At 66.5% G+C, this 25829-nt stretch carries 25 protein-coding genes; 14 read left to right on the top strand and 11 right to left on the bottom strand.

Features of this window, described 5'->3' with window-relative positions; all coding sequences use genetic code 11:
- Window positions 1–51 precede the first annotated feature (51 nt).
- The 6 genes from xapA to QPK27_RS03665 all read left to right on the top strand — a co-directional run bounded on the left by xapA (window position 52) and on the right by QPK27_RS03665 (window position 7357).
- Window positions 52–894, top strand: coding sequence for a xanthosine phosphorylase (gene xapA / locus QPK27_RS03690; RefSeq protein WP_290416851.1), 843 nt, complete (start codon window positions 52–54; stop codon window positions 892–894).
- A 26-nt stretch (window positions 895–920) separates the two neighbouring features.
- Window positions 921–2114, top strand: coding sequence for a phosphopentomutase (locus tag QPK27_RS03685; protein WP_290416850.1), 1194 nt, complete (start codon window positions 921–923; stop codon window positions 2112–2114).
- The gene (deoC, locus tag QPK27_RS03680) at window positions 2111–3067 is read left to right on the top strand and encodes a deoxyribose-phosphate aldolase (protein ID WP_290416849.1); all 957 of its coding nucleotides are present in this window, start codon (window positions 2111–2113) and stop codon (window positions 3065–3067) included. Before QPK27_RS03685 ends, deoC begins: the two co-directional genes overlap by 4 nt.
- Before the next feature lie 15 nt (window positions 3068–3082).
- Complete coding sequence (locus tag QPK27_RS03675) at window positions 3083–5461, top strand: aldehyde dehydrogenase family protein (protein WP_374047007.1); 2379 nt, start codon at window positions 3083–3085, stop codon at window positions 5459–5461.
- 158 nt (window positions 5462–5619) lie between these two features.
- On the top strand, window positions 5620–6942 hold the full coding sequence (gene deoA, locus QPK27_RS03670) for a thymidine phosphorylase (protein WP_290416848.1): 1323 nt from the start codon (window positions 5620–5622) through the stop codon (window positions 6940–6942).
- A 10-nt stretch (window positions 6943–6952) separates the two neighbouring features.
- Window positions 6953–7357 (top strand): cytidine deaminase, encoded by a 405-nt coding sequence (locus QPK27_RS03665; RefSeq protein WP_290416847.1) that lies wholly within the window; start codon window positions 6953–6955, stop codon window positions 7355–7357.
- A 51-nt stretch (window positions 7358–7408) separates the two neighbouring features.
- On the opposite strand, the gene QPK27_RS03660 is transcribed toward QPK27_RS03665, so the two are convergent.
- Window positions 7409–7945: a DUF2058 domain-containing protein gene (locus QPK27_RS03660; protein ID WP_290416846.1), complete on the bottom strand. Its 537-nt coding sequence runs from the start codon at window positions 7943–7945 to the stop codon at window positions 7409–7411.
- Between the two features lie 112 nt (window positions 7946–8057).
- Window positions 8058–8465 (bottom strand): VOC family protein, encoded by a 408-nt coding sequence (locus tag QPK27_RS03655; protein ID WP_290416845.1) that lies wholly within the window; start codon window positions 8463–8465, stop codon window positions 8058–8060.
- A 118-nt stretch (window positions 8466–8583) separates the two neighbouring features.
- Here QPK27_RS03655 and QPK27_RS03650 point away from each other — a divergent pair, with 118 nt between their 5' ends.
- Window positions 8584–9282 carry a DUF2076 family protein gene (locus QPK27_RS03650; protein ID WP_290416844.1) on the top strand — a complete coding sequence of 233 codons (699 nt, stop codon included), beginning with the start codon at window positions 8584–8586 and terminating at the stop codon, window positions 9280–9282.
- A gap of 12 nt (window positions 9283–9294) precedes the next feature.
- Here the strand turns inward: QPK27_RS03650 and QPK27_RS03645 are convergent, their stop codons facing one another.
- Complete coding sequence (locus QPK27_RS03645) at window positions 9295–10626, bottom strand: HD-GYP domain-containing protein (RefSeq protein ID WP_374047006.1); 1332 nt, start codon at window positions 10624–10626, stop codon at window positions 9295–9297.
- Window positions 10627–10820: 194 nt separating this feature from the next.
- Between QPK27_RS03645 and QPK27_RS03640 the strand changes: the two genes are divergently transcribed.
- Entirely contained in the window at window positions 10821–11867 is a 1047-nt protein-coding gene (locus tag QPK27_RS03640; RefSeq protein WP_290416842.1) for an SDR family oxidoreductase, read from the top strand.
- A 54-nt stretch (window positions 11868–11921) separates the two neighbouring features.
- A complete protein-coding gene (locus QPK27_RS03635; protein WP_290416841.1) occupies window positions 11922–12464 on the top strand; it encodes a gamma carbonic anhydrase family protein in 543 nt (180 codons plus the stop codon).
- A 12-nt stretch (window positions 12465–12476) separates the two neighbouring features.
- Here QPK27_RS03635 and QPK27_RS03630 read toward each other — a convergent pair whose 3' ends face one another.
- The gene (locus QPK27_RS03630) at window positions 12477–14084 is read right to left on the bottom strand and encodes an alkaline phosphatase (protein ID WP_290416840.1); all 1608 of its coding nucleotides are present in this window, start codon (window positions 14082–14084) and stop codon (window positions 12477–12479) included.
- A gap of 236 nt (window positions 14085–14320) precedes the next feature.
- On the opposite strand from QPK27_RS03630, the gene QPK27_RS03625 reads away from it, so the two are divergent.
- Entirely contained in the window at window positions 14321–14572 is a 252-nt protein-coding gene (locus QPK27_RS03625; RefSeq protein ID WP_290416839.1) for a glutaredoxin domain-containing protein, read from the top strand.
- Between the two features lie 111 nt (window positions 14573–14683).
- On the opposite strand, the gene QPK27_RS03620 is transcribed toward QPK27_RS03625, so the two are convergent.
- Window positions 14684–15676 carry an AraC family transcriptional regulator gene (locus tag QPK27_RS03620; RefSeq protein WP_290416838.1) on the bottom strand — a complete coding sequence of 331 codons (993 nt, stop codon included), beginning with the start codon at window positions 15674–15676 and terminating at the stop codon, window positions 14684–14686.
- Between the two features lie 134 nt (window positions 15677–15810).
- On the opposite strand from QPK27_RS03620, the gene QPK27_RS03615 reads away from it, so the two are divergent.
- A complete protein-coding gene (locus QPK27_RS03615; RefSeq protein WP_290416837.1) occupies window positions 15811–16545 on the top strand; it encodes an SDR family oxidoreductase in 735 nt (244 codons plus the stop codon).
- A 14-nt stretch (window positions 16546–16559) separates the two neighbouring features.
- On the opposite strand, the gene QPK27_RS03610 is transcribed toward QPK27_RS03615, so the two are convergent.
- The 5 genes from QPK27_RS03610 to QPK27_RS03590 form a co-directional block, all read right to left on the bottom strand.
- On the bottom strand, window positions 16560–17336 hold the full coding sequence (locus QPK27_RS03610) for a LytTR family DNA-binding domain-containing protein (protein ID WP_290416836.1): 777 nt from the start codon (window positions 17334–17336) through the stop codon (window positions 16560–16562).
- A gap of 1 nt (window position 17337) precedes the next feature.
- Window positions 17338–18240: a sensor histidine kinase gene (locus QPK27_RS03605; protein ID WP_290416835.1), complete on the bottom strand. Its 903-nt coding sequence runs from the start codon at window positions 18238–18240 to the stop codon at window positions 17338–17340.
- A gap of 5 nt (window positions 18241–18245) precedes the next feature.
- A complete protein-coding gene (locus QPK27_RS03600; protein ID WP_290416834.1) occupies window positions 18246–18542 on the bottom strand; it encodes a hypothetical protein in 297 nt (98 codons plus the stop codon).
- A gap of 154 nt (window positions 18543–18696) precedes the next feature.
- Window positions 18697–19308, bottom strand: coding sequence for an energy transducer TonB (locus QPK27_RS03595; protein ID WP_290416833.1), 612 nt, complete (start codon window positions 19306–19308; stop codon window positions 18697–18699).
- Between the two features lie 17 nt (window positions 19309–19325).
- A complete protein-coding gene (locus QPK27_RS03590; RefSeq protein ID WP_290416832.1) occupies window positions 19326–19895 on the bottom strand; it encodes a GNAT family N-acetyltransferase in 570 nt (189 codons plus the stop codon).
- Window positions 19896–20060: 165 nt separating this feature from the next.
- On the opposite strand from QPK27_RS03590, the gene QPK27_RS03585 reads away from it, so the two are divergent.
- The 3 genes from QPK27_RS03585 to QPK27_RS03575 all read left to right on the top strand — a co-directional run bounded on the left by QPK27_RS03585 (window position 20061) and on the right by QPK27_RS03575 (window position 24013).
- A complete protein-coding gene (locus QPK27_RS03585) occupies window positions 20061–21377 on the top strand; it encodes an aspartate aminotransferase family protein (protein WP_290416831.1) in 1317 nt (438 codons plus the stop codon).
- Between the two features lie 83 nt (window positions 21378–21460).
- On the top strand, window positions 21461–22444 hold the full coding sequence (locus QPK27_RS03580) for an FAD-dependent oxidoreductase (protein ID WP_290416830.1): 984 nt from the start codon (window positions 21461–21463) through the stop codon (window positions 22442–22444).
- A 90-nt stretch (window positions 22445–22534) separates the two neighbouring features.
- Window positions 22535–24013 (top strand): NCS1 family nucleobase:cation symporter-1, encoded by a 1479-nt coding sequence (locus QPK27_RS03575; RefSeq protein WP_290416829.1) that lies wholly within the window; start codon window positions 22535–22537, stop codon window positions 24011–24013.
- A gap of 3 nt (window positions 24014–24016) precedes the next feature.
- Here the strand turns inward: QPK27_RS03575 and QPK27_RS03570 are convergent, their stop codons facing one another.
- Entirely contained in the window at window positions 24017–25762 is a 1746-nt protein-coding gene (locus tag QPK27_RS03570) for an allantoate amidohydrolase (RefSeq protein WP_290416828.1), read from the bottom strand.
- Between the last annotated feature and the right edge of the window lie 67 nt (window positions 25763–25829).

The following is a 25829-nucleotide window of genomic DNA, read 5'->3' as shown; positions in this document are numbered from 1 at the left end:
CAGGCCACCCTCTCCGCAACGTCCCCAACACATTCATCGACAAGGAATATCATGTCCAGCAATACCCCATTCGAAGCCGCCGACATCATCCGCGCCCGCAAGCCGGGCTTCACGCCGCGCGTGGCGCTGATCCTCGGTTCCGGCCTGGGCGTGCTGGCCGAGCAACTGACTGATGCCGTGTCGATCGGCTACGCCGAGCTGCCGGGCTTCCCGATCAGCACCGTGCACGGCCACGCCGGCGAATTGGTGCTGGGTGAGATGAACGGCGTGCCGGTCGCCTGCATGAAGGGCCGCGGCCACTTCTACGAAGGCTACGGCCCGGGCGTGATGACCTCGGCGATCCGCACGCTGAAGGAAATCGGCTGCGAACTGCTGTTCGTGACGAATGCCGCCGGCTCGCTGAACGTCGAAGCCGACGCCGGCAGCCTGGTCGCGATCACCGATCACATCAACTTCCTGCCGGGCAGCCCGATGGCCGGCCCGAACGACGACCGCTTCGGCCCGCGCTTCTTCAGCATGTCCAACGCCTACGACGCCGACACCCGCGCCGAAGTGAAGGCGGCCGCGCAAGAGAAGGGCATCACCCTGCACGAAGGCGTGTACCTGGCCGCCGCCGGTCCGCACTTCGAGACCGTCGCCGAAATCCGCGCTTTCAAAACGCTGGGCGCCGACGTGGTCGGCATGTCCTTGATTCCGGAAGTGATTGCCGCACGCCACTGCGGCCTGAAAGTGACCGCCGTGTCGGCCATCACCAACCTGGCCGAAGGCCTCTCGCCGTTCGCGCTGTCGCACGACCAGACCCTGAAGTACGCGGCAATCGCGGCCCAGGACATGGTGGCGCTGATCCCGGCCTTCATCGAGCGCTTCGGCAAGACCCCACGCGCCGCCGCTTAAACCATTCAGACGAGAGAGCGAAGACCATGTCACGCGCATTCATCCTCCTGCTTGATTCCTTCGGCCTGGGCGCGCTGCCCGATGCCGACAAATACGGCGACACGGGCGCCAACACCTTCGGCCACATCGCCGAATGGGCGGCGAAAGAGGGCAAGCCGATGTCGCTGCCGAATCTCGAGAAACTGGGCCTGGCCGCGGCCGCGCACAAGGCCAGCGGCGAGTGGGCCGCCGGTTTTGAGCAGCGCGACGGCTTCCTGGGTGCCTGGGGCGTCGCGCGCGAGCAGTCGACCGGCAAGGACACGCAGAGCGGCCACTGGGAAATCGCCGGCGTGCCGGTGCTGTTCGACTGGGGCTACTTCCCGAAGACGGTGCCGACCTTTCCGCAAGAGCTGACCGACAAACTGCAAGAGTTGACCGGCGTGCCGGGCTGGCTGGGCAACTGCCACGCCTCGGGCACCACCATCATCAACGAGCTGGGCGACGAGCACGTCGCGACCGGCAAACCGATCCTGTACACCTCGGCCGACTCGGTGCTGCAGATCGCCGCGCACGAAGAGCACTTCGGCCTCGAGCGCCTGTACCAGGTGTGCGAAGCGGCGTATGAGCTGGTCAAGCCGTACAACATCGGCCGCGTGATCGCGCGTCCGTTCACGGGCGCCAATGGCGACTACAAGCGCACGTCGAACCGCCACGACTACGCCGTGCCGCCGACCGCGCCGACGCTGCTCGACCATGTGAAAGAAGCCGGCGGCGAGATGATCGCCCTCGGCAAGATCAGCGACATCTTCGCCGGCCAGGGCGTCACGCGCCTGGTGAAGGGCCCGGACAATATGGCGCTGTTCGACCGCCTGCTGGAAGTCGCGGACGAGGCGCCTTCGAAATCGCTGACGTTCGTGAACTTCGTCGACTTCGACATGCACTTCGGTCACCGCCGCGACGTCGCCGGCTATTCGAATGCGCTGCACGAACTCGACGCGCGCCTGCCGGAATTCATGGCCAAGCTGCAGCCCGACGACCTGGTCGTGATCACCGCCGACCATGGCTGCGACCCGACCGCGCCGGGCTCGGACCACACCCGCGAACACATCCCGATGATCTTCTTCGGTCCGAGCGTCAAGCCGCAGGAACTGCCGACGGCAAACACCTTCTCGGACATCGGCGCCACGCTGGCCAAGCACCTTGGCGTCAAACCACTTTCGAACGGAACCGCACTGTTATGAGCCAGCCGCTGGACTTCAAACGCAACGTCGCCCAGGGCCTGGACCTGGGCCTGGTCAACAGCATCAAGATCAACCGCAATGCCGCCGACCGCCGCGCCGCCAGCCTGGCCAACCGCCGCACGGTCAAGAAGGAATACCAGGCCGCCTGGCTGGTGCGCGCCATCGAGTGCATGGACCTGACCACGCTGTCGGGCGACGACACCCCGGGCCGTGTCGAGCGCCTGTGCATGAAGGCGATGCGCCCGCTGCGCGCGGATCTGATGCAGGCTCTCGGCCTCGATAGCCTGAGCACCGGCGCCGTCTGCGTGTATCACGAAATGATCACCCCGGCCGTCAAGGTGCTGCAGGGTCGTCTTCCGATCGCCGCCGTGTCGACCGCATTCCCGGCCGGCCTGTCGAGCATGGAAACCAAGCTGCGCGAGATCGAGCTGTCGGTGGCCGCCGGCGCAAGCGAGATCGATATCGTCATCACGCGCCAGCACGTGCTGACGGGTAACTGGCAGGCGCTGTACGACGAGATGGTGGCCTACCGCCAGGCTTGCGGCGACGCCCACGTGAAGGCGATCCTGGCCACCGGCGACCTGGTGATGCTGGAAAACGTGGCGAAAGCCTCGTGGGTGTGCATGATGGCCGGCGCCGACTTCATCAAGACCTCGACCGGCAAGGAAGGCGTCAACGCCACTATTCCCGTGTCGCTGGTGATGGTGCGCGCGATCCGCGATTACTACGAGCAGACCGGCTTCCAGGTCGGCTACAAGCCGGCCGGCGGCGTCTCGACCGCCAAGTCGGCGCTGCAATACCTGACCGTGATGAAGGAAGAACTGGGCAACGACTGGCTGCAGCCGCACCTGTTCCGCATCGGCGCTTCGAGCCTGCTGACCGACATCGAGCGCCAGCTGGAGCACTACGTGACCGGGAATTACTCGGCCGCTCACCGCCACGCGCAACCCTAATTTTCCGGATTCGTCATGCCAACAATTAAAGAGATTCTTCAGACCATGGATTACGGCCCCGCTCTCGAGACCACCAAGGAAGCGCTCGCGTGGCTGGATCAGCACGGCCGCCGTTTCGGCCTGTTCATCGACAACGCCTGGAGCGAGGCCGGCGAGACCTTCGCCACCAATAACCCGGCCGACGGCGCCGAACTGGCGCAGGTAACGCAAGCCACCAATGACGACGTCGAACGCGCCGTCGCCGCCGCCCGCCGCGCCCAGCCGGGCTGGGTGGCACTGGGCGGCCATGGCCGCGCCAAGATCATGTACGCGCTGTCGCGCCTTCTGCAGAAGCACGCGCGCCTGTTCGCGGTGCTCGAGACGCTCGACAACGGCAAGACCATCCGCGAAACGCGCGATGCCGACCTGCCGCTGGCCGCGCGCCACTTCTACCATCACGCCGGCTGGGCCCAGCTGCAGTCGGAAGAATTCGCCGACTATCGCGCCGTCGGCGTGGTCGGCCAGATCGTGCCGTGGAACTTCCCGCTGTTGATGTTGGCGTGGAAGATCGCGCCGGCGCTGGCCGCCGGTAACACGGTCGTGTTCAAGCCGGCCGAGTACACGCCGCTGACCGCACTGCTGTTCGCCGAGATCTGCCAGCGCGCCGGCGTGCCGGCGGGCGTCGTGAACATCGTCACCGGCGACGGCCGCGTGGGCGAAGCGATCGTGAATCACCCGGGCATCGACAAGCTGGCCTTCACCGGCTCGACCGAAGTCGGCCGCCTGATCCGCAAGGCCACGGCCGGCAGCGGCAAGAAGCTGTCGCTGGAACTGGGCGGCAAGTCGCCGTTCATCGTGTTCGACGACGCCGACCTGGATGCGGCGGTCGAGGGCCTGGTCGATTCGATCTGGTTCAACCAGGGGCAGGTGTGCTGTGCCGGTTCGCGCCTGCTGGTGCAGGAGTCGATCTACGAGCGCTTCATCGCCAAGGTCAAGGCGCGCATGCAGAACCTGCGCGTCGGCTCGCCGCTGGATAAATCGAACGACATCGGCGCGCTGGTCGATCCGGTGCAGCAGCAGCGCATCCACGGGCTGGTCGAATCGGCCCGCGCCGAAGGGTGCGAAGTGTGGCAGCCGAATGTCGAGCTGTCGACCACCGGTTCGTGGTATCTGCCGACCCTGATCACCGGCGCCTCGACCTCGGCCGCCGTGGCCCAGGCCGAGATCTTCGGACCGGTGCTGGTGGCGATGAGCTTCCGCACTCCGGGCGAAGCGGTTCAACTGGCGAACAACACCGTGTACGGCCTGGCCGCCTGCGTGTGGAGCGAGTCGATCAGCCTGGCGCTGGACGTGGCGCCGCAGATCAAGGCCGGCGTGGTGTGGATCAACACCGCCAACCAGTTCGACGCGGCATGCGGCTTCGGCGGCGTGAAGGAATCGGGCTTTGGTCGCGAAGGCGGCAAGGAAGGCATGGTCGAGTACCTGGTGCCGCTGTCGGAAGACGCACGCCCGGCTGCGCCAGTGATCGCAGAAAAAGGCCGCGTCAAGCAGGCCGAAGGCGACAACCCGTTCGCGGTCGACCGCACTGCCAAGATCTACATCGGCGGCAAGCAGGCCCGCCCTGACGGCGCCTACAGCCGCGCGATCAACGGCGCCAATGGCGAGTTCCTGGCCGACGTGGGCGAGGGCAGCCGCAAGGACATCCGCAACGCCGTGGAAGCGGCGCACAAGGCGTCCGGCTGGGCCAAGGCGACCGCGCACAACCGCGCCCAGGTGCTGTACTACATCGCCGAGAACCTGGCGATCCGCGCCGACGAATTCGCCGGGCGCATCGCCCAGCAGACCGGCTCGAAGGATGCTGCACGTGAAGTGCAAGCCTCGATCGAGCGCCTGTTCTACTGGGCCGCGTGGTGCGACAAGTACGACGGCGCGGCGCACCAGCCGCCGATGCACGGCATCACCGTGGCGCTGAACGAACCGGTCGGCGTGATCGGCGTCGTGTGCCCGAACGAGAACCCGCTGCTGGGCTTCATCTCGCTGGTGGCGCCTGCGCTGGCGCTGGGCAACCGCGTGGTGGCGGTGCCGTCGGAAGCGTATCCGCTGTCGGCCACCGACCTGTACCAGGTGCTGGATACGTCGGACCTGCCGGGTGGGGCGCTGAACATCGTTACTGGCTCGGCCGACGAACTGGCGCGCACGCTGGCGTCGCACCATGACGTGGATGCGGTGTGGCGTCACGATGGTTCGGCGGAAGGTTGCGCGGAAGTCGAGCGTCTGTCGGCGGAGTCGTTGAAGCGCACCTGGGTCGGCGGCGCCAAGGGCCGCGACTGGTTCGATGCCAAGCAGGCGTGCGGCCGCACGGTGCTGCAGCATGCGAGCCAGGTCAAGAACGTCTGGATTCCGTACGGCGTGTAACGACGGCGTTAGAAAATATTGTTGTACGTAGGGTTGGCGGCTTTGCCGCCGACGCGGTGATTGGTGGTGGCTCCGATATCGTTTTCGATGATCTTGCCTGTAACTATCACCGCGTCGGCGGGGGACCCGCCAACCCTACGTTTTTGAAAGATACGTATATGTTCCTTCCCCAAGAAATCGTCCGCAAGAAGCGCGACGGCGGCATCCTCTCCGCCGAGGAAATCCAGTTCTTCGTGCGCGGCATCCCTGACGGCAGCGTCACCGAAGGCCAGATCGCCGCGCTGGCGATGGCCGTCTACTTCAACGACATGACGATGGACGAACGCGTTGCCTTCACCCTGGCGATGCGCGATTCGGGCCAGGTCATGGAGTGGAAGTCGCTGAATCTCCCGGGCCCGGTGGTCGACAAGCACTCGACCGGCGGCGTCGGCGACGTGGTCTCTCTGATGCTGGGGCCGATGATCGCGGCCTGCGGCGGCTTCGTGCCGATGATCTCGGGCCGCGGCCTGGGCCACACCGGCGGCACCCTCGATAAATTCGATTCGATCCCGGGCTACAGCACCGTGCCCGATCCCGACAAGTTCCGCCAGGTGGTGAAAGACGTGGGCGTGGCCATCATCGGCCAGACCGCCCAGCTGGCGCCGGCCGACAAGCGCTTCTACAGCATCCGCGACACCACGGCGACCGTCGAATCGGTGGCCATGATCACCGGCTCGATCCTGTCGAAGAAGCTGTCCGCCGGCCTGGACGCGCTGGTGATGGACGTGAAAGTCGGCAGCGGCGCCTTCATGCCGACCCCGGAAAAGTCGCTCGAACTGGCCGAGAGCATCGTCACCGTCGGCAACGGCGCCGGCACGCGCACCTCGGCGATCCTGACCGGCATGAACGAGTCGCTGTGCCACGCGGCTGGCAATGCGGTCGAAGTGCGCGTCGCGATCGACTACCTGACCGGCAAATCGCGTCCCGCGCGCCTGCATGAAGTGACGATGGCGCTGTGCGCCGAGATGCTGGTGATTTCGGGCCTGGCGTCTAGCGACGAGGAAGCGCGCGCCAAGTTACAGGCGGCGCTGGATTCGGGCGAAGCGGCCGAGCGTTTCGCGCGCATGGTCACGGCCCTGGGCGGACCGGCCGACCTGATGGACAAGCCGGACGCGTACCTGGAAACCGCGCCCGTGATCGTGCCGGTACCGAGCCTTCAGGCGGGCTACGCGGCGTCGGTCGACACCCGCGAACTGGGCCTGGCGGTAGTGGCGCTGGGCGGCGGGCGTGTGCGTCCGCAGGATACGATCGACTTCGCGGTCGGTCTCACCGATCTGGTGGAACTGGGCGATCAGATCGCCGTCGGCCAGCCACTGGCGCTGGTCCATGCGCGCTCGCACGAAGCGGCCGAGCGCGCGATCCGCGCGGTGCAGGCCGCGTACGTGATCGCGCTCGAGAAACCGGCGGCCGAGCCGATGATCCACCGCACCATCCGTCCGTAAGAGGTGACACATGAAATACGCAAAACTGATCGACGAAGCGCGCGCCGCGCGCGAACTGGCCTACGCCCCCTACTCGAAGTTCAAGGTGGGCGCGGCGCTGGAATGCAAGGATGGCCGCGTGTTCCGCGGCTGTAACGTGGAGAACGCAGCCTATGGCCTGTGCAACTGCGCCGAACGCACGGCGCTGTTCAGCGCCATCGCGGCCGGCTACCGGCCGGGTGACTTCGCGGCGCTGGCCGTGATCGGCCAGACCGAAGGCCCGATCGCACCGTGCGGCGCGTGCCGCCAGGTGATCCTGGAGTTGGGTGGGAATGAACTGCCGGTGGTGCTGACCAACCTGAAAGGGGATGTGTTCGAGACCACGGCTGCCGAGCAGCTGCCGAATGCGTTTGGCGGACGTGATCTGAACCCGTAACGGTTCAATGATGCGGTGCGCGCGCCGATAGCTGGTCGCGCACCGCAGGCATCACCACATCAGATCGTCCGGAATCTTGAAGTCCGCGTACGGATCGTCCTCTTCCACTTCCTGCACTTTTTTCTTGATCTGCACCACGATCGACGCGTCGCGCTGGGCGATCTTTTCGCCGATCACGCGCGGCACCAGCTCGAAGCTGCCGTTCATGTGCACGATCACCAGGCGGCCGGCCACCAGGTGCTCGACGATCTGCGACGTTACGTGGATGCGCTCGATCTTGGTGCCGAAGGTGAAGTTGTAGGGCACGTCGCCCTTGCCCTTGGGCTGCTTGTTCTGCTGCACCAGCTGGGCGATCTGCGCCAGGATCGCCTTTTGCGTCGCGGCGGCATCGCGCTGGGCGTTCAGCTCGCGCGCGCGTTCGGCGTTCTTGCGCTGCATTTCCAGCGCCGCTTCACGCGACTCGTTGACCTTGTCGACGCCGGTGCGCAGCGCTTCCTTGTGTTGCTTGCTCTTGTCCTGGTTGGCCAGCTTGACCTTTTTCTTGTCGACCAGGCCGGCTTTCAGTAACTGCTCTTGCAGCGAGACCATATTCTGCTTCCTTCGAAATGTATCCGGCCGCTCGCAGGGAGCGGCGCCAGGGCGCTAGCATAGCAAACAAGCGCCGCTGCAAGCGAGTCTCGGCCCGACTTCCGGCCGCCTTTCAGCCGGCCCAGGGATCGTAGGTGCCGACCTGCCACACATGGCCTTCCGGATCGCGGCAAGTAAAAGCGCGCCCGCCTTGCGCCACGTCGTCGATGGTCTGCAGGATGGCGGCGCCGCTTTCCACCACCCGCGAATACACCTCGTCCGCGTTCTCCACGTGCAGCCAGATGGTCTGCGTCTGCAGTCCGCCCGTCTTCTCGGGCGTGGTCAGCAGGGCGCCGTAGGCGTCGTCGGCGTGGGTACCGAGCATCAGGAGGCCGCCGCCCAGCGCCAGCTCGGCATGGACGACCGAGCCGTCCGCGCCCGGCACCACCAGCCGCCGTTCGAATCCAAAGTTGCTGCACAGCCAGTCGATCAACGCCGGCATATCGCGGTAGCGCAGGCTGGGAACCACGGTCGAATTCATCGCATCTCCTGGAACGGTGGATCGTAAACCAATGGTAACAGTGCGCCGCTGAACTTGAAATCGCGATGACTGATCCACAACATAGGGTCTATCCGAACCGTCCAACAGGAGTTCCACCATGAATGCATCCGACACACAAAAGTTGCAAGATTTCCTGAACCAGCTGGTCCAGGCGCGCGGCGTGGCGAAAGACCCGGAAGCCGATGCGCTGATCCAGCGCGCCGTGGCCCAGCAGCCGGACGCGGCCTACCTGCTGGTGCAGCGCGCCTTGCTGGTGGAACAAGCGCTGGGCAATGCCCAGAACCGTATCGCCGAGCTCGAGAGCCAGGGCGGCAAGAGCGCCGGCGGCTTCCTCGATCCGAATGCCTGGGGCAACTCGGCGCAGAGCCGTCCGTCGAATCCGGTGCCGGGCATGGAAGGCGGGCGCTATCAGGGAGCCGCGCCGGTCCAGCAGGCAGCGCCCGCGGCACCGGCTCAGGGCGGCTTCATGCGCGGCGGCGCCGGCAGCATGCTGGGGACGGTGGCGGCGACGGCGGCCGGCGTGGCAGCCGGCAGCTTCTTGTTCCACGGGATCGGCAATCTGCTCGGCAACAACGGCCATGATGCCTCGAACCACTTGCTGGCCGATAATGCGGCCGCTGGCGCGGGAGCGGACAGTGTGGCCGACCAGTCCGGCAGCTCACTGGCCGACCAGGCCGGATTGGGCGCGATCGACGAACCCAACAGCGCGCTTGACGACAGCGTGGCCGACAACGTGGACGACAGTCCGGGCGGCTTTTTCGATGGCGACGGTTCGGACGAAGGCTTGTTCGGCTGACGCAGGCGCGCTTCAGGCGGCGAGGGCTTCGGGCGCCAGCGCGCGCTTGAGCGCCGCAAAGCAGTCCGGATCGAGCGCCGTGCCGACCGTCTTTTCCATCATCTCCAGCGCCTGCGGCACGGGAATCGCCGCGCGATACGGACGCTCGGCGGTGATGGCGTCGAAGATGTCGGCGGTGGTGATGATGCGCGTCTCGAGCGCGATGTCCGGCGCCGCCAGGCCGCGCGGATAGCCGTTGCCGTCGAGCCGTTCGTGGTGGGCGCCGGCGATGGTCGCCAGCTCGGCGAAGGCGCGCACCCGCGCCAGGATGCGTTCGCTGTAGATGGCGTGCTGCTTGACTGCGTCCCACTCGTTGCGGTCGAGCGCGCCCGGTTTGTCGAGCACGCTGTTGCTCACGCCGAGCTTGCCGACATCGTGCAGCAGGGCGCCACGGCGCAGCCAGCGCCGGCGTGCCGGTGGCAAGCCCAAGCCTTCGGCGATCAGGTCGGTGTAGCGCGCCACGCGCGCACTGTGGCCGCTGGTATATGGACTCTTGGCATCGACTACCTGGCCGAAGGCGGCGGCGATGTCGTCGAGGTAGTCGTCGTCGACCGGCAACTCGTGCTCGGCCTGTACCAGATCGGCCACGGCGCGTTCGAGTTCAGGATCGGCCAGGCCGGCCCACAACCCATTGCTCGTCGCCACCGCCTCGAATGCCTGCACCAGGCGCGGATCGAACCAGCGGCCGTCGCGGCGCCTGACTTCGGCCATCGCGGCATCGCGTCCGCCCGAGGTGTGGAACACGTCCACCACCTGGGCCAGCAGGGCGATGCGCGAATACAGCGGAATGTCGTCGCCGCGCACCCGGTTGGGACGGCCCTTGCCGTTGTAGTGCTCGTCCAGGCCGAAGATGCCTTCGGCCACGCTTTCCGGAAAGCGCAGCAGGCGCGCGATCTCGGCGCCACGCTGGCAGCGCGTGCTGACCAGTTCGCAGGCCAGGCGCTCGCCGCCGGCGACCACCTTCAGGATGCTGCGGAAGCGCTGCGCCAGCGGCGCCTGCAGTCCGGCGTGCGACAGCACGAACGACAGCGCCTCGGGCAGGCTGTCGCCCATGCTCATGTAGTCGTGCTTGAACTGGCGGTCGTCGCTCATGTACAGCTCGAAGATGCGCGCCGCGTTGCTGCTGCAGCCCAGGTCTTTCAGCAGGATCGTGTAGTACAGCTCGCGCAGCTGCGACGGCGACAGGCCGGCTTCGCGGCCGATGTGCACGCCGATCCAGCAGGCACGCATGCAATGTCCCTCGGGCTGGCCCTCGGTAATATCGAGCGCGTAACTGAATGCGCTCATCAGTTCGGACAGACGCACGGTAGCGCCATCGACGATGGACAGGGGAGGGATAGCAAGGGATGTCATAAATGCAATATATAGTGCGCTATAGAAACTTCGAGGATTCTAGCCTGATTGTGAAAATCGTGCTTTCCAGCTGAAAGCCGCTGCTGGCCGACGCGTTTCGCCATAGAGCGCTATGCTGTTGCGCTTGTTATCAAGGGGAGCACAACATGGCTGGTCAATACACTGCGCTGGTGGTCGGCGCGAGCGGCATCATCGGCAACGCGGTCGTGCGCGAGCTGAAAGGGCGTCCGGACTGGCAGGTGCGCGCCTTGCCACGCACTTTCGTCGACGGCGTCGAGACGATCAAGGTCGACCTGCTCGACGCGCAAGCCACCGCGCGCGCACTGGAAGCGGCGCGCGACACCACCCACGTGTTCTATGCGGCCCTGAAGGGCGGCGCCGACCTGCTCGACGAAGAGCGCATCAACGGCGGCATGCTGCGCAACCTGCTCGACGGCCTGAAGGCGGTCGGCGCGCCGCTGCAGCGCGTGGTGCACTACCAGGGCGCCAAGGTGTATGGCGTGCACCTGGGGCCGACCCGCGCGCCGTTCTACGAGGACGATCCGCGCCACATGACGCCCAATTTCTATTACGTCCAGGAAGACCTGCTGCGCGAGCGCGGCGCCGCCGGCGATTTCGAATGGTCGATCCTGCGACCGGACGTGGTGGTGGGCGACATTGCCGGCAACCCGATGAACATCGTGATGGTGATGGGGGTGTTTGCGGCGCTCAGCAAGGCGGTCGGCGTGCCGCTGCGTTTTCCGGGCAGCGAGAAGGTGTATTCGGGCGTGCTGGCGCAGACCACCGACGCCGACTGGATGGCGCGCGCCAGCGTTTGGGCGGCGCTCGATCCGATGGCGGCAGGCGAAGCCTTCAACCTGGTCAACGAACCGTTCCGCTGGGAGCGTGTGTGGAAGCACGTGGCTGCGGCATTCGACATGGAAGTCGGCGCGCCGCAGCCGTTCTCGCTGGCCAAGCAGATGCCGCTCAAGGCGGATGCATGGCAGCGGCTGGTGCAGCGGCACGGGCTGCAGTCGCTGCCTTACGAGAAGCTGGTGGGGTGGTGGTTCGGCGACTTCGTGTTCAATACCGAGTTCGACATGGTGTCGGACATGGGCAAGATCCGGCGTGCCGGGTTTACCGAGGCGGTGCAGACCGAGGCGACGATGGTGACGGCGATCGAACGGCTGCGCTCCGCGCGGCAGCTGCCTTGAGCACGCGGAAAGGGAGCTTGTACTGAGTCTGTTTGTTTGGCAATATTCTCGGCTATGCCAATCTCTCCTTACCTCGACGCCATTCCGGAAATCGGTGACGGCGTCTACCTTCACGACTCAGCCCAGGTCATCGGCAATGTCCGCATCGGTCCCGATTCGTCGGTCTGGTGCAATGCCGTCCTGCGCGGCGACGTCAACGACATCGTCATCGGCCACTCGACCAATATCCAGGACCTGACGATGGGCCACGTCGCCCATCGTACGCCGCACAAGCCGCAGGGCTCGCCATTGATCATCGGCGACTATGTCACGGTCGGCCACTCGGCGATCCTGCACGGCTGCCGCATCGGCAACGACTGCCTGATCGGCATGGGCAGCATTCTGATGGATGACGTGGTCGTGCAAGACCTCGTCATGCTCGGCGCAGGCAGCCTGGTCCCGCCGGGCAAGACGCTGGAAAGCGGCTTCCTGTACATGGGACGGCCGGCCGAAAAAGTGCGGCCGTTGACCGATGCAGAGAAGGCCTGGCTGCGCTACTCGGCCGAACATTATGTGCGGGTCAAGAACAACTATCCGAATCCAGCCAATCAGGCGTAGAACGCCTGGACCTTACACGCCCGCCGCCGGTAGCGTCTGCGCAAACTGCGAGATGCCGTCGAGGTTGAACAGCTCGACCTTCATCGCCTTGGTGCGAGGGTCGATATTGATCTCACCAAAGAACTGGTAGCCAGCAAATGGCGAGGAGTTCTGGATCAGCGGGCTTTTCGAAAATACCGCGGTGGACCCGAAGGTTTTGTCGAGCACGCCCGGACCGAAGGTTCCTGCATTCATCGGGCCTGCGACGAATTCCCAGAATGGCGAAAAGTTCGTGAACCGCGCTTGGGCCGGATCGTAGTAGTGGGCGGCGCAATAGTGGACGTCGGTGGTAATCCAGACCACGTTCGGAACTGCCTTGATACTGCTGAGCAGGCGGGCCATTTCGAGTTCGCGGCCGAGCGCAGCGCCGTCGTTGCCGTTGGCGAGCGCTTCCCACACGGCTTCACCCTGGGCGTTGCTGCCGTCGCCGACATTCAGGCCGATGGGCATGTCGGCGGAGATGACTTTCCAGGTTGCTTTCGAGGCCTTCAGCCTGGCGATCAGCCATTCCACCTGTTCCCTCCCCAGGAACGCCGAACTGGCGTCTTCCACGGTTTGCAGGTTGGTGCTGTTCGGACCACGGTAGGTGCGCATGTCCAGGACGAATACGTCCAGCAGCGGACCGTGCGAGATGGTGCGATAAATGCGCTGCGGTTCGCTTTGCTTGTAATAACGCATGGGCGCATATTCGAGGAAGGCGCGTCGGCCGCGGGTGGTGAGGGTGGCGATGCTTTTTTCGGTGTAACGCGCATCGCTCGATAAATCCTTGGCGGCGCTGTAGTTGTTCGTCACTTCGTGATCGTCCCATTGCCAGATCTGCGGCACCTGGGCCGCGAACTTGCGGAAGTTCGCGTCCATCATGTTGTAGGCATGGCGCCCACGGTATTCCTTCAGCGTTTCCGCGACCTTGCTGACTTCTTCGGTGACCAGATTACGCCATATCTTTCCGTTTTCCGCGGTTACCTGGGCCAGGATCGGGCCGTCGGCATAAATCGTGTCGCCGTTGTGGATGAAAAAGTCCGGGTCGCGCAAACGCATCGCTTCATAGATTTTCATGCCGCCGAAATCCGTGTTGATGCCCCAGCCCTGGCCGCACTGGTCGCCGCTCCAGTGAAAACGCACGGGCCGGGTGGCATCGGCCGGCGGCGTGGTCCTGAATTGACCCGAGATGGTTTCGCTTTCGATTTTTGGATTGTGGGGATCCACATAGCGCACGCGGACGAATACCGTCTGGCCGGCGGGCAAGCCGCTCAGGTCGACACGGGTCGTGAAATCGGCGGCGTCGCTGGCAGTAGGACCAACGATGCGGCTCGGATTGCTGAAACGGTCGCTGGTATCGTATTCGACCATCATCTGCGCAGTGCGGTCGCTTCGGCTCCAGATGATCGCCCGGTTGTCCGTGATGTCGCCGAACTGTATTCCCGACGGCATCTTGGGCCGTTCACTCTCGCTGACACCGATCGACACAGGGTTGCTGCTGCCGCCGCAACCTTCGAGCAGCAGGGAACCGCCCAATGCCGAACTGCCCACCAAGGCCCCGCCCTGGGACAGGAAATTGCGACGCGAAATCGATGAAGTCATGCCTGGCTCCGATTATTTGAGTGCGAGCCAGCTTATTTTTTTAATATGACGTGACGATGAAATCGCCAACTGAACGGCGAGGGCGGAAGGGGGCTTCCAGCGCTTGACCACGTGATCACAGCCGTGCGTGCGGTGACGCACGGCGCCGCCGGCACTAGCGGCCTAACCTCAAGTCCACGATCTGCTGGCTCGTCTCATTGCCACAAAAAACTTAGCCTTTAAGGAAACAGGTAAACATGACAATCGAATCGAAACAAGCTGTACTGCACCGCATGGTCACCCCAGAACATATTTGTCCATTTGGCGTCGAGTCGCTGACATTATTAAAACGGGCGGGTTACCAGGTCGAGGATCATCAGTTGACTACCCGAAGCGAAGTCGATGCCTTCATGCAGGACGAGGGCGTCCAGACCACGCCGCAGACCTATATCGACGGGCAGCGTATAGGCGGATATGACGAACTTGTCGTTTTCTTGGGCGAGAAGTAAAGGAAAACCGCCTGGGCGAGCAGCCTCACGAACGGGCTCGGCTGCCGGGGCCCTGACGTTCGCTCTGCGCGCAGTCGCAGCATCGGCCGCTCACGCATATCACGCCGCACTTCACAAATCGGGGCAATCCGCACCAGCGTTGAGTGCCAGGGGCAAGATCCGGCGCTCCGGATCGACTGACGGCACCTGCTGCCCGGCCCGCCGCGACCGGTACTGCCCGGGACTTTGCCCGGTAGCCCGCTTGAACGCGGCACTGAAGGCAGCCTCTGAACCGTAGCCGACATGTTCCGCCACTTGCGACAGACTGGCGCCCGTCTTTAGTGCGGCGCCCGCCACCGACATGCGCCAGTCGATCAGGTAGGCGAGCGGCGGCACGCCCACCAGGCGCCGGAAGCGCTCGGCGAACGCGGTGCGCGACATGGCCACCTCCGACGCCAGCTCTTCCACCTTCCAGCATCGCGCGAATTGCGCATGCATCAGGCTCAAGGCCTTGCCGATCCGGGGATCGGCCAGCGCCCCCAGCCATCCTGCAGCCGGGACTGCTGTTGCCAGCTGTGCGCGCAGGATCTGCATCAGGATCAGGCTCGCCAGGCTGGCAGACACGACCGATGCTCCCGGCAGCGCTGCCGCCGACTCCAGCCGCAGCAATTCCAGCACCGCGCGCAATGGCGCCGCACCCGGCGCGCCAGCCTGGACATGGACCAGCGGTGGCAGCAGGTTCAAGAGAAGATCGCTGCCGTCGCCCTCGAACGTGAAGCGGCCGCCGGTCGCGATGGCTGTCTGGCCGCTGTCACCAGAACGCACGATCCCGTCCGGCCCTGCATGCCGGGCCAGGAAGGCCCGCCCATCCTCGGGTGTCAGGGTCGGATCGCTGCCGACGCAGTAAGGCAGTCCGCGCGTCATCAGATAAAAGTCGCCGGTTTCCAGCTTCAGTGGCGGCGAGCCATCGTCGAACCACAGCCAGAATTGCCCTTCCAGGACCCCCGTGAACTTGACATGCCGGTACTCGGGAAAGCGCAGTGCCCATGGGCCGCGCAGCTCGATGCGGGCTGTCAGTGCGCTTTGTACCGTCAGCAAGGAAAAGATACCGGAAAGCGGATCCATGGATATGTACGATCAATGAATAATTCGGGTGGATACATCATATATCGACCAGGCACCCGGTGCGAAGATCACGTCTCCAGCGCGTTGGCCAATGGTCGCGCCAATACCGTCATCTACTCACGCCGGGGGGAAACATGCACATTCAGGACAAGGTCATCATGATCACGGGCGCCAGCAGCGGAATCGGCGAAGCCACCGCATTGCTGCTCGCCAGCGAAGGGTGCCGGGTGGTGCTGGGCGCGCGCCATGCCGGCAAGCTGGCGGCCCTGGCGCAGCGCATCAACGACGCGGGCGGGCAGGCGGTTCACGCCAGCATCGACGTCAGGCGCCACGCCGATCTGAGCGCGATCGTCGCTCTGGCAGTGGAGCGCTTCGGCAAGCTCGATGTCTGCGTCAACAACGCCGGCATTGGCCCGCTGGCGCCGCTCGACGCGCTGCGCGTCGACGAATGGAATGAGATGATCGATGTGAACGTGAAAGGCGTCCTGAACGGCATTGCCGCCGCATTGCCGGTGTTCCGGCGTCAGGGCTTCGGGCATGTCATCAATCTATGTTCGACGGCGGCCTACCGGGTTGTGCCGAACATGGCGGTGTATTGTGCGACCAAATCCGCCGTGCGTGCGATCTCGGAGGGCTTGCGGCAAGAGGCGGGAGAACACCTGCGCGTCACCGTTGTTTCGCCCGGCTTCACCCGCACCAATTTCGCCGAGTCGATCGCGGACGCCGATGCCAAAGCGCCCATCGTTGCCGCGATGGAAAAAATCGCCATGCCGCCGGCGGCAATCGCGAACGCCATTGCATTCGCGATTGCCCAACCCGACGATATTGACGTCGGCGAAGTCATCGTCCGTCCTACCGCACAGGGTTAGGGTTGAGGCTTGGCCTACATCTGCTGGAACAGCGCCCCGTGATTACGGCTCACTTCCAGCTCTTCCGCGTAATCGCGCAGTCGCAGCATCTGGCGTCCGCGTAGGTCGCGCCGCACTTCGAGAATGGCGTCGACCCGCACCAGCGTCGAGCGGTGAATGCGCCAGAACTCGTCCGGATCGAGCTCTTCTTCCAGCTCCTTGAGCGTCTTGCGGATCAGGTGCTGGGCGGTGGCGGTCTGCACCCGCGTATACTTTTCGTCCGACTGGAAGAACAGCACTTCGCGCGTGCTCACCATGCGCAGGCTCTGGCCGGACTGGGCCTGGATCCAGCGCAGGTACGCAGGGCGCGCCGCCGGCGCGTTCCCACCCAGCAGGCGGTCGCTCAGTTGCGCCAACTGCGCCAGCTGGGCGCCGATGTCCTGCGGCTGCCGTTCCAGGCGCCGCTGCAGGCGTTCCACCGTGGTCGCCAGCCGGTCCGGTGTTACGGGTTTGAGCAGGTAGTCGATCGCGCCGTGCTCGAAGGCGTCGATCGCATACTGGTCGTAGGCGGTGACGAACACGATGTGGCAGCGGTCATAGAGCTGGCGCGCGGCGTCGATGCCGCCCATGCCGGGCATGCGGATGTCGAGGAAGACGATGTCCGGCCGGTGTTCGCCGGCCAGCGTCACCGCGTCCAGGCCGTTGGCCGCTTCGGCGACGATGCGCAGTCCGGGCCAGGCCTGCTGCAGCCGCGTGCGCAGCTGGTCGCGCATCGGCGCCTCGTCGTCGGCAATCAGGGCGGTCGGGTTCAATTCAATCGTCCTCGGTCATGCGGTACGGCAGCCGGATCGACACGCAGGCGCCGCCGCCGGGCGGGATCTCGATCGCCAGCTCGGCCGCCTTGCCGTACAACAGCGCCAGGCGCTCGCGGATGTTGGCCAGGCCCACGCCTTCGCCGGCATGCAGGTCGATGCCGACGCCGTCGTCGCACACGTCGACGTGCAGCGTCGCGCCTTCCACCCGCGCCCGCACCACGATCGTGCCGCCGCTGATCTTCGGTTCCAGGCCGTGCTTGATGGCGTTCTCGATCAGGGTCTGCAGCATCATCGGCGGAAACGGTGCGCTGCCGAGGAAGTCGGGCACTTCGAAGCGCACCGCCAGTCGCTCCTTCATCCTCGCCTGCATGATGGCCAGGTAGGCGCGCGAAAGCTCGACCTGCTTGCCGAGCGTGCCGCCGCTGCCTTTGCCATTTTTGCTGCGCATCTGCGGCAGGGAGGCGCGCAGGTATTCGATCAGGTAGCCGTGCACGCGCGCGGCTTCTTTCTGGTCGGTCTCGATCAGCTGGCCGATCAGGGCCAGGGTGTTGAACAGGAAGTGCGGTTCGACCTGGGCCTGCAGCGTGGCCATCTGCGCTTCCATCAGCCGCCGTTCCAGCGTGGCGACGTTCGCCTTGTCCGACGCTTCGCGCGCCAGCAGTTCGGCGCGGCGCTTGCCGCCGGCCAGCACCTTGACGCCGAACGAGATCAGCACGAACCAGATCGCCGGCTCGGAGACGGCGAAGAAGAAGCCGGTGACCAGCGCCAGGAACCAGATCAGGTACAGCTGGCGCCATTCGACCAGCGCCAGCCAGTCAAAGAAGCGCCACCACAGCGCGCCGGCTTCGCGCACGGCGTCGCGCACGAAGTCGAGGGCGCGGTTGATCTGGGTTGCAGGCATGCCGCTTATCCCTGCGACTGCGGATCGTGCGGCTTGTAGACCTCGATATCGCGCGGCCCGCGGTTGAACACGATGCCGGCGACGAACTTCAGCACCAGCAGCGCGATGAACAGGCCGAGAACCAGCGGCACGATGGTCAGCAGGGCGGCCAGCGCGACCGCGGCCACCAGCAGCACCGGCCACGGCATGCGGCTGAGCGTGCGGGCGCCGGACCTGGCCAGGCGCCAGCCGGCGCGGCCGGCGACTTCCATGTCGCGCAGGATCGATTTGAAGCGGCTGGAGGGCGTATGGATGGTTTTCATGCGAGCGTATCCTTCTCGGTGATTGACGCGTCTACTGTAGGCGCGCGCGGCGCCGGCGCCAACGGCGATCCGACGAAGTGCATGCCGGCTGGGTCGAACGGTCGTGCCGGAGGATGAACGGTAACGCGCGGCGCCGTCAATACGGCCTGCGCGCCTACTGTTCGATCAGCTTGAGCGCTTCCTGGCGCATCACGTCCAGCATGCCCGACGACGGCGTGCGCGCGCAGGCCGCCACCGTGGCGTCGATCAGCGGCTCGACCGCGGGGAAGGTGCGCGGCGTGCCGGCGCGGTGCAGGCTGTGGATCAGCATGCCGATGCTGTCCATCATGATCGGCATCTCGCGCAGCCTGCGCTCGGGAAAGGTAGCGGCCTGGTAGGCCGCGTCGACGTTGAAGTCGGCGCAGGTCTTGGTGGCCACCGTGGTGCTGTGGTCCTTCAAGAAGCGCACGCGCACCAGGCCGCTGGCGCCATCGAGGGCGGCGATGTCCATGCGCTTGGCCATCGTCACTGCCAGCGCATCCAGCTCGGCCGAGCGCGACGAGGTGCGTACCGTGGCCGTGCGCTCGCGCGCCTCGGCGTCGACGGTGAGTTCGACCACCGCTTCGCCCTGCACGCCGCGGCGCGCCAGCGCGGCCGGGTAGGCGGCGTCGGCCGCATACACGGTCACGTCGCGCCAGGCCGGCACCGTGGCCTGGGCCGCCACCGAGGGCGAGGCGCCGGCCAGGCCCGCCAGGGTCAGTGCCGCGCATGCCGTCAAGGTCTTCATCGTCCCGCTCCGCATCGTCATCCGCGCACCGTCGTGCGCTCGTCCCAGTAGCTGCGCAGCAGGCCGTAGTTCACCGTGTCGGCATACTGGCCGTGCACCAGCCAGCGCTGCGGCATGTAGCCTTCCTTGCGGAAGCCGAGTTTTTCCAGCACCCGGGCGGAGGCTTGGTTGCGCGGGTCGATGTCGGCTTCCACCCGGTTCAGCCCAACCTCGCGGAAGCCGTGCTCGAGCGCCGCGCCGATCGCCTCGCTCGCATACCCCTGGCCCCAGTGCGCGCTGGCGATGGCGTAACCCAGCTCGCAGCGATTGTTCTGGTTGAAGAAGTGGTGCAGCTTGACGGTGCCGATCAGCTGTCCGCCACGCACCAGTTCGACCGCGAAGTGGATGTCGGTTTCGTCGCGGTAGCCTTCCTGCGCCCGGGCGATGGCGGTCTCGGCGAACGAGATGTCGGTCCACGCCTCGGTGCTCCAGAAGCGCACCACGGCGGGGTCGGAAAAGATGGCGAACAGGCCGGCGGCGTCTTCCGTCTTCAGCGGGCGCAGCACCAGGCGATCGGTGGTCAGGACAGGGGTGAAATAGGTCGACATGCTCGGCGTTGTCAATGTGGTAAGCGGTAGCATACCATTGCTGTGCGCCATGTGAACAACGGTGTGCGAGAGCGCCGGCCGGTTGCAGCGCCGTTGTGGTTGCCAGAAGCCCGAATATTGTTCAAACTGCATTGATGTCGGTGTCACCGAGTCGAGGAGATCAACATGAACCAGTCCAGGCCGCGCTCGATGTCATCCTTCTGGATGCCGTTCACCAACAACCGCGACTTCAAGCGCGACCCGCGCCTGTTGGTGTCGGCCGAAGGCATGTATTACCGCGACGTCGACGGCCGCCAGATCCTCGACGGCGCCGCCGGCCTGTGGTGCGTGCCGTGCGGGCACGGCCAGCCCAGGATCACGGCCGCGATCGCCGCCATGGCCGGCCAGCTCGATTACGCGCCGACCTTCCAGATGGGCCACCCGGCCGCCTTCGACCTGGCCGAGCAGCTGATGGAATTTTCCGGCCACCGCTTCGGCCACGTGTTCTACACCGGCTCCGGATCGGAGGCGGTGGACACCGCGCTCAAGATCGCGCTGGCCTACCACAAGGCGCGCGGCGAGGGCGGCCGCACGCGCCTGATCGGGCGCGAGCGCGGCTACCACGGGGTCGGCTTCGGCGGCCTGAGCGTGGGCGGCATCGGCGCCAACCGGAAAAACTTCGGCCCGCTGCTGCCGGGCGCCGATCACCTGCGCCACACCCACGACCTGGAGCGCAATGCTTACGCGCGCGGCGAACCGGAGTTCGGCGCCGAGCTGGCCGACGACCTGGAGCGCATGGTGGCGCTGCACGACCCGTCCACCATCGCCGCCGTGATCGTCGAACCGGTGTCCGGCTCGACCGGCGTCTTGATTCCGCCGAAGGGCTACCTGCAGCGCCTGCGCGACATCTGCGACCGCCATGGCATCCTCCTGATCTTCGACGAAGTCATCACCGGCTTCGGACGCCTCACCACGCCGTTCGCGGGCGACTGTTTCGGCGTCGAGCCGGACATGATGTGCGCCGCCAAGGGCATCACCAACGGCGCGGTGCCGATGGGCGCCGTGTTCAGCAAGGGCTTCATCCACGACGCCTTCATGGATGCGCCGCCGGGCATCGAGCTGTTCCACGGCTACACCTATTCCGGCCACCCGCTGGCCTGCGCCGCCGCGCTGGCCACGCTGGAGGTGTTCCGCGAACAGGCGGTGCTGGAGAATGCGCGCGCCCTGCAGCCGTATTTCGAGGATGCGCTGCATGCGCTGCGCGGCCTGCCGTACGTAATCGATCTGCGCTCGATCGGCATGATCGGGGCCGTCGAACTTGAACCGATCCCAGGCAAGCCGGGTGCGCGTGGCTACGCCGCGCTGAAGGCGGCCTTCGCCGACGGCCTGTTGATCCGCACCACCGGCGACATCATCGCGCTGTCGCCGCCGCTGGTGCTGGAGCGCCGCCACGTCGACGAACTGTTCGGCAAGCTGGCGGCGGTGCTCAGGCGCCTGGGCTAGCAGGGCAGCAAGGTAAAAGGAGCCGCAGTGAACGGCTCCCCACACATCTCCGGCCAACATCAACAATAAAGAGAGAGAAGAAGATGAACGCATTGACCGACCCGCGCGCCGTGCTGGCGCAGACTGCCGCGTGGCTGGACGCCGAAGCGGCCGCGCCGACCGGCAGGCTGGTGGCCGTGGTCGGCGCCGGCCCGTCCGGCGTCGCCTGCGCGCACCGCCTGGCCATGCTCGGCAACGGCGTGGTGCTGTACGAGGCGCGTTCGCGCGAGCGCATGCTGGAGACGCTGTCGGTGCTGGCTTTGCCCGAGCAGGACGCGTTCGCGCAACTGCTGGCCGTCGGGCGCATCCGCGTCGAATATGGCCGCAAGCTGGGCGAGAACCTCGACCTGTCCGCGCTGCACCTGAGCCACGACGCCGTGTATCTCGGCATCGGCCTGGCGATGGCGCGCGTGCTGGGCTTGAGCGGTCCGGCGCCGGCCGGCCTGAGCGACGCGGCGCGCGCGGTTGCCGCCGTGGTGGCCGGCGACGAGCCGGCGGTACAGTCAGTTCCACAGCGCGCGGTGGTGATCGGCTCGGGCGACGGCGCGGTGGCGCTGGCGGCGCGCCTGAAGACGCTCGGCGCCCGGGACGTGACGCTGGCGCTGCGCCACGCGCTGCCGCCGGACGACGCCATGCAGGCCGCGCGCGAACACTTCGTGCGCGTGCGGCCGTGGCTGGCGCCGCTGGAGGTGCTGCGTGACGCGCACGGCGCGGTCGAGGCGGTGCGCTTCGAGCAGACCCGCATGCTGGACGGCTGCCTGGTCCACACCGGCGGCTTCACCGAGATCGCCGCGCACGCCGTATTCAAGGCGGTCGGGCGCGCGCCGGCGGCCGGGCTGGCGCCGGACGACGCGCTGCGCAGCCTGTCGCACGAAGGCGAGCGGATCCAGGTCGACGGGTGCTTCCGCAGCGCGCTGCCGGGCATCTATGCCGGCGGCGATTGCGTGGCGGCGCGGCTCGGGATCGGCGACGCGCTGCGCCACGGCGAGCGCGCGGCCCAGGCCATCCACGCCGACCTGCAGGCTTGACGGGCCGCGGCGGCGCAGTCGGCCAACGAGGCGCGCCGTCGCTAGCATTCCGGTACACTCGCGCGCACCGTTTTTGAAAGGCCCGCGCCCGTGACCACGCAACAGCAACCCGACACCGATCCCGACCTCTGGAACGACGACCTCGCCCCCACCACGGCCGCCCAGCGCACCTGGCGCTGGTACCACTTCGCCGCGCTGTGGGTCGGCATGGTGATGTGCATCCCGGCCTATACCTTGTCCGCCAGCCTGGTCGAGGAGGGCATGTCGGGCCGCCAGGCGGTGCTGACGGTGTTCCTCGCCAACGCCATCGTGCTGTTGCCGATGCTCCTGATCGGCCACGCCGGCGCCAAGTACGGCATTCCCTATGCGGTGCTGGCGCGCACCTCGTTCGGCACCCGCGGCGCCCGGCTGCCGGCGCTGATGCGCGCCATCGTCGCCTGCGGCTGGTACGGCATCCAGACCTGGTTCGGCGGCAGCATGATCTACACGCTGCTGGGTGTGATGAACGGCGCCCCGATCGGCGGCGCGCCGCTGGCCTGGCTCGGCGTCAACGGCGCACAGCTGGGCTGCTTCCTGGCGTTCTGGGCGATCCAGCTGTATTTCGTGGTGCACGGCATGGAGTCGATCCGCAAGCTCGAGACCTGGACCGCGCCGCTGAAGATCGCGATCTGCTTCGTGTTGCTGTGGTGGGTGCACAAGGAATTGGAAATACGGGCGGTCGGCTTCGGCCCGCTGCTCGATCAGCCCTCGCAGTTTGCGCCGGGCGGCCGGCGCGAAGGCCAGTTCTGGTCCGCGTTCTGGCCTTCGCTCACGGCCATGATCGGTTTCTGGGCCACGCTGGCGCTGAACATTCCCGACTTCACCCGCTTCGCCAGGTCGCAGCGCGACCAGGTGCTGGGCCAGGCGATCGGCCTGCCGGCGCCGATGGGTTTGCTGGCGGCGCTGGCGGTGATCGTCACCTCGGCCACCGTGGTCCTGTACGGCAAGGCGCTGTGGGATCCGGTCGACCTGGCCAGCCGCATGATCGGCATCGCGGTGCTGGTGGCGCTGATCGTGCTGCTGGTCGACACCGTCAGCGTCAACCTGGCCGCCAACCTGGTCGGGCCGGCCTACGACTTCTCGGCGCTGGCGCCGCGCCGCATCAGCTACCGCACTGGCGGCTACATCACGGCCGGGCTGGCGCTGGTGATGATGCCGTGGAAGATCCTGGAATCGACCCAGAACTACATCTTCACCTGGCTGGTCGGCTATTCGGCGCTGCTGGGACCGATCGCCGGCATCCTGATCGTCGACTACTATGCCGTTCGCAAGACCGTGCTCGAGGTCGAGCAGCTGTATCGCCACGACGGCGCCTACGGCTTCGGCAACGGCTGGAACATGGCCGCCATCGTGGCCTTCGTGGCCGGCGTCGCGCCCAACATCCCGGGCTTCCTGAACGCGGCCTTCCCGAGCGCTTTCCCCGACGTGGGCGAGGCGTTCCAGACGATTTATACCTATGCCTGGTTCGTCGGCGTCGCGATCGCGGCCCTCGTATATGGTGCGCTGATGATGGGACGTGCGCGACGCTGACGGTCAGCCTAATGTCTTGAGGAAGTCGAGCAGCACGCGGCCGGCGATGTCGGCATCGTCGGCGGTCATGGTCTCGAGCGGGTTGTGGCTGATGCCGCCGTTGCCGCAGCGGACGAACAGCATGGCGACGTCGGTGATCGAGGCCATGCGCATGGCGTCGTGGCCGGCGCCCGAGGCCAGGTCGAAGCGCGGCAGGCCGGCGCGTGCCATCGCCGCGCCCAGGCCGTCCATCAGGCGCGGCGCGCACGGCACGGCGTCGATCTCGAGCAGCTTCCACAATCGTTCATCGATGCCGCGCCGGGCGCAGATGGCGGAGATCCCGTCCAGGATGTCGTCCACCGCGGCCAGGCGCAGCGCGTCGTCGCCGGCGCGGATGTCGAGCGACAGGCGGCAGCGGCCGGGGATGACGTTGACCGAGCCGCCCGGCACCTCGAGCTGGCCGACGGTGCCGACCAGCGAGCCGTTTCCGCTGCAGCGCCGCTCGACCAGCAGCACGATCTCGGCGGCGGCCGCGGCGGCGTCGCGCCGCATGGCCATCGGCGTGGTGCCGGCGTGGCCGGCGACGCCGCTCAGCTCGACCACGTAGCGCGAGCTGCCGGCGATCGCGCTCACCACGCCCAGCGGCAGGCCGCGTTCGAGCAGCACCGGGCCCTGTTCGATGTGCACTTCGACGAAGCCGAGCAGGCTGGCCGGATCGCGCGCGATGGCGCGGATCGCCGCCGGATCGTGGCCGGCCGCTTCCAGCGCGGCGCGCAAGCTGGTGCCGTCGGCATCGACTGCATCGAGCAGCGCGGGGTCGAAACTGCCTGCTACCGCGCTGCTGCCGAGGAAGGTGCTGCGGAAGCGCACGCCTTCTTCTTCGGAAAAGGCGATCACTTCCAGGTGATAGGGCAGGCGCTCGCCGCGCGCGTGCAGCTGGCGTACCAGCGCGATCGGCAGCAGGACGCCGAGGCGGCCGTCGTACTTGCCGCCATTGCGGACGGTGTCGTAGTGCGAGCCGGTGACCAGGGTGCGCGCGCCGGCGTCGGCTGCGGCATGGCGCCCGACCACGTTGCCGACGGCGTCGACGTGGACCGTCATGCCGCTATCCTCCATCCACCCTGCGATCAGTGCCGCCGTGCGCCGGTGCGCCGGCGTCATGTAGGCGCAGGTCAGGCCGGATTCGTCGTCGCTGACGGCGCCGAGCTGCTCGGCCCAGTCCATCACGAGCGCGCCCAGTGCCGGCTCGGCGCCGAGCAGCGCGTTCAGGCGGATCTCGGCGATGCGGTGCACCTGGCGCAGGGCTTCGGCCAGTTCGTCGGCCGGCTGATTGGTCACGCGGCGGGCGAAGGTGTCGATGATGGCTTGCCGCGTCAGGCCGCGTCCGGTGGGGCCCCTGACCGCGAGGATGAAGGGAAAGCCGAAGCGTTCGTTGTAGCGCGCGTTGAGATCGTGCAGGCGCGCATATTCGTCGGGCGAGCAGCGGTCCAGGCCCGAGCCGGCCTGTTCGCCGGTCGATTCCGCCGTCAGCCGGCCGGCGATGGCGGCCTTGCCGGCCAGTTCGGGATGGGCGCGTAGCAGGACCAGGCGTTCGGCGGGGGCGGCGCCATCGACGGCATCCTGCAACGCCAGCTTGAGCGCGGCCAGGCTGGCGAACGGCCGGCGCGCGGCGGCCCGCTCGGCGATCCAGGGCGAGTGCTCGTAGATGCCGCGTAGCGCGTCGACGAAGCCGGCGGCGTCGCAATCGTTCAGGCTCTGGATCGTGGTCATGGCACCTCCGCAGTCGAAGCATTCGATGATACGTCCTGGTCAACCAGGCCGGCATATCGGCGCCGGC

Origin of the sequence: Massilia sp. YIM B02443, assembly GCF_030411955.1 — a bacterium.
In the GTDB taxonomy this organism is placed as follows: Bacteria; Pseudomonadota; Gammaproteobacteria; order Burkholderiales; family Burkholderiaceae_D; genus Telluria.
Note: the sequence above shows the minus strand (reverse complement) of the source record. Positions and strands in the feature narration are given on the sequence as shown.

Bases quoted from the DNA above. Each gene is read 5' to 3' on its own strand.
- QPK27_RS03640 (WP_290416842.1), top strand. From the start codon at position 10,821: ATGGCTGGTCAATACACTGCGCTGGTGGTCGGCGCGAGCGGCATCATC.
- QPK27_RS03660 (WP_290416846.1), bottom strand. From the start codon at position 7,945: ATGGTCTCGCTGCAAGAGCAGTTACTGAAAGCCGGCCTGGTCGACAAG.
- QPK27_RS03580 (WP_290416830.1), top strand. From the start codon at position 21,461: ATGAACGCATTGACCGACCCGCGCGCCGTGCTGGCGCAGACTGCCGCG.
- QPK27_RS03570 (WP_290416828.1), bottom strand. From the start codon at position 25,762: ATGACCACGATCCAGAGCCTGAACGATTGCGACGCCGCCGGCTTCGTC.
- QPK27_RS03625 (WP_290416839.1), top strand. From the start codon at position 14,321: ATGACAATCGAATCGAAACAAGCTGTACTGCACCGCATGGTCACCCCA.
- QPK27_RS03600 (WP_290416834.1), bottom strand. From the start codon at position 18,542: ATGAAAACCATCCATACGCCCTCCAGCCGCTTCAAATCGATCCTGCGC.
- QPK27_RS03655 (WP_290416845.1), bottom strand. From the start codon at position 8,465: ATGAATTCGACCGTGGTTCCCAGCCTGCGCTACCGCGATATGCCGGCG.
- QPK27_RS03585 (WP_290416831.1), top strand. From the start codon at position 20,061: ATGAACCAGTCCAGGCCGCGCTCGATGTCATCCTTCTGGATGCCGTTC.
- QPK27_RS03605 (WP_290416835.1), bottom strand. From the start codon at position 18,240: ATGCCTGCAACCCAGATCAACCGCGCCCTCGACTTCGTGCGCGACGCC.
- QPK27_RS03650 (WP_290416844.1), top strand. From the start codon at position 8,584: ATGAATGCATCCGACACACAAAAGTTGCAAGATTTCCTGAACCAGCTG.
- QPK27_RS03635 (WP_290416841.1), top strand. From the start codon at position 11,922: ATGCCAATCTCTCCTTACCTCGACGCCATTCCGGAAATCGGTGACGGC.
- QPK27_RS03595 (WP_290416833.1), bottom strand. From the start codon at position 19,308: ATGAAGACCTTGACGGCATGCGCGGCACTGACCCTGGCGGGCCTGGCC.
- QPK27_RS03630 (WP_290416840.1), bottom strand. From the start codon at position 14,084: ATGACTTCATCGATTTCGCGTCGCAATTTCCTGTCCCAGGGCGGGGCC.
- QPK27_RS03590 (WP_290416832.1), bottom strand. From the start codon at position 19,895: ATGTCGACCTATTTCACCCCTGTCCTGACCACCGATCGCCTGGTGCTG.
- deoC (WP_290416849.1), top strand. From the start codon at position 2,111: ATGAGCCAGCCGCTGGACTTCAAACGCAACGTCGCCCAGGGCCTGGAC.
- QPK27_RS03675 (WP_374047007.1), top strand. From the start codon at position 3,083: ATGCCAACAATTAAAGAGATTCTTCAGACCATGGATTACGGCCCCGCT.
- QPK27_RS03620 (WP_290416838.1), bottom strand. From the start codon at position 15,676: ATGGATCCGCTTTCCGGTATCTTTTCCTTGCTGACGGTACAAAGCGCA.
- deoA (WP_290416848.1), top strand. From the start codon at position 5,620: ATGTTCCTTCCCCAAGAAATCGTCCGCAAGAAGCGCGACGGCGGCATC.
- QPK27_RS03665 (WP_290416847.1), top strand. From the start codon at position 6,953: ATGAAATACGCAAAACTGATCGACGAAGCGCGCGCCGCGCGCGAACTG.
- xapA (WP_290416851.1), top strand. From the start codon at position 52: ATGTCCAGCAATACCCCATTCGAAGCCGCCGACATCATCCGCGCCCGC.
- QPK27_RS03615 (WP_290416837.1), top strand. From the start codon at position 15,811: ATGCACATTCAGGACAAGGTCATCATGATCACGGGCGCCAGCAGCGGA.
- QPK27_RS03685 (WP_290416850.1), top strand. From the start codon at position 921: ATGTCACGCGCATTCATCCTCCTGCTTGATTCCTTCGGCCTGGGCGCG.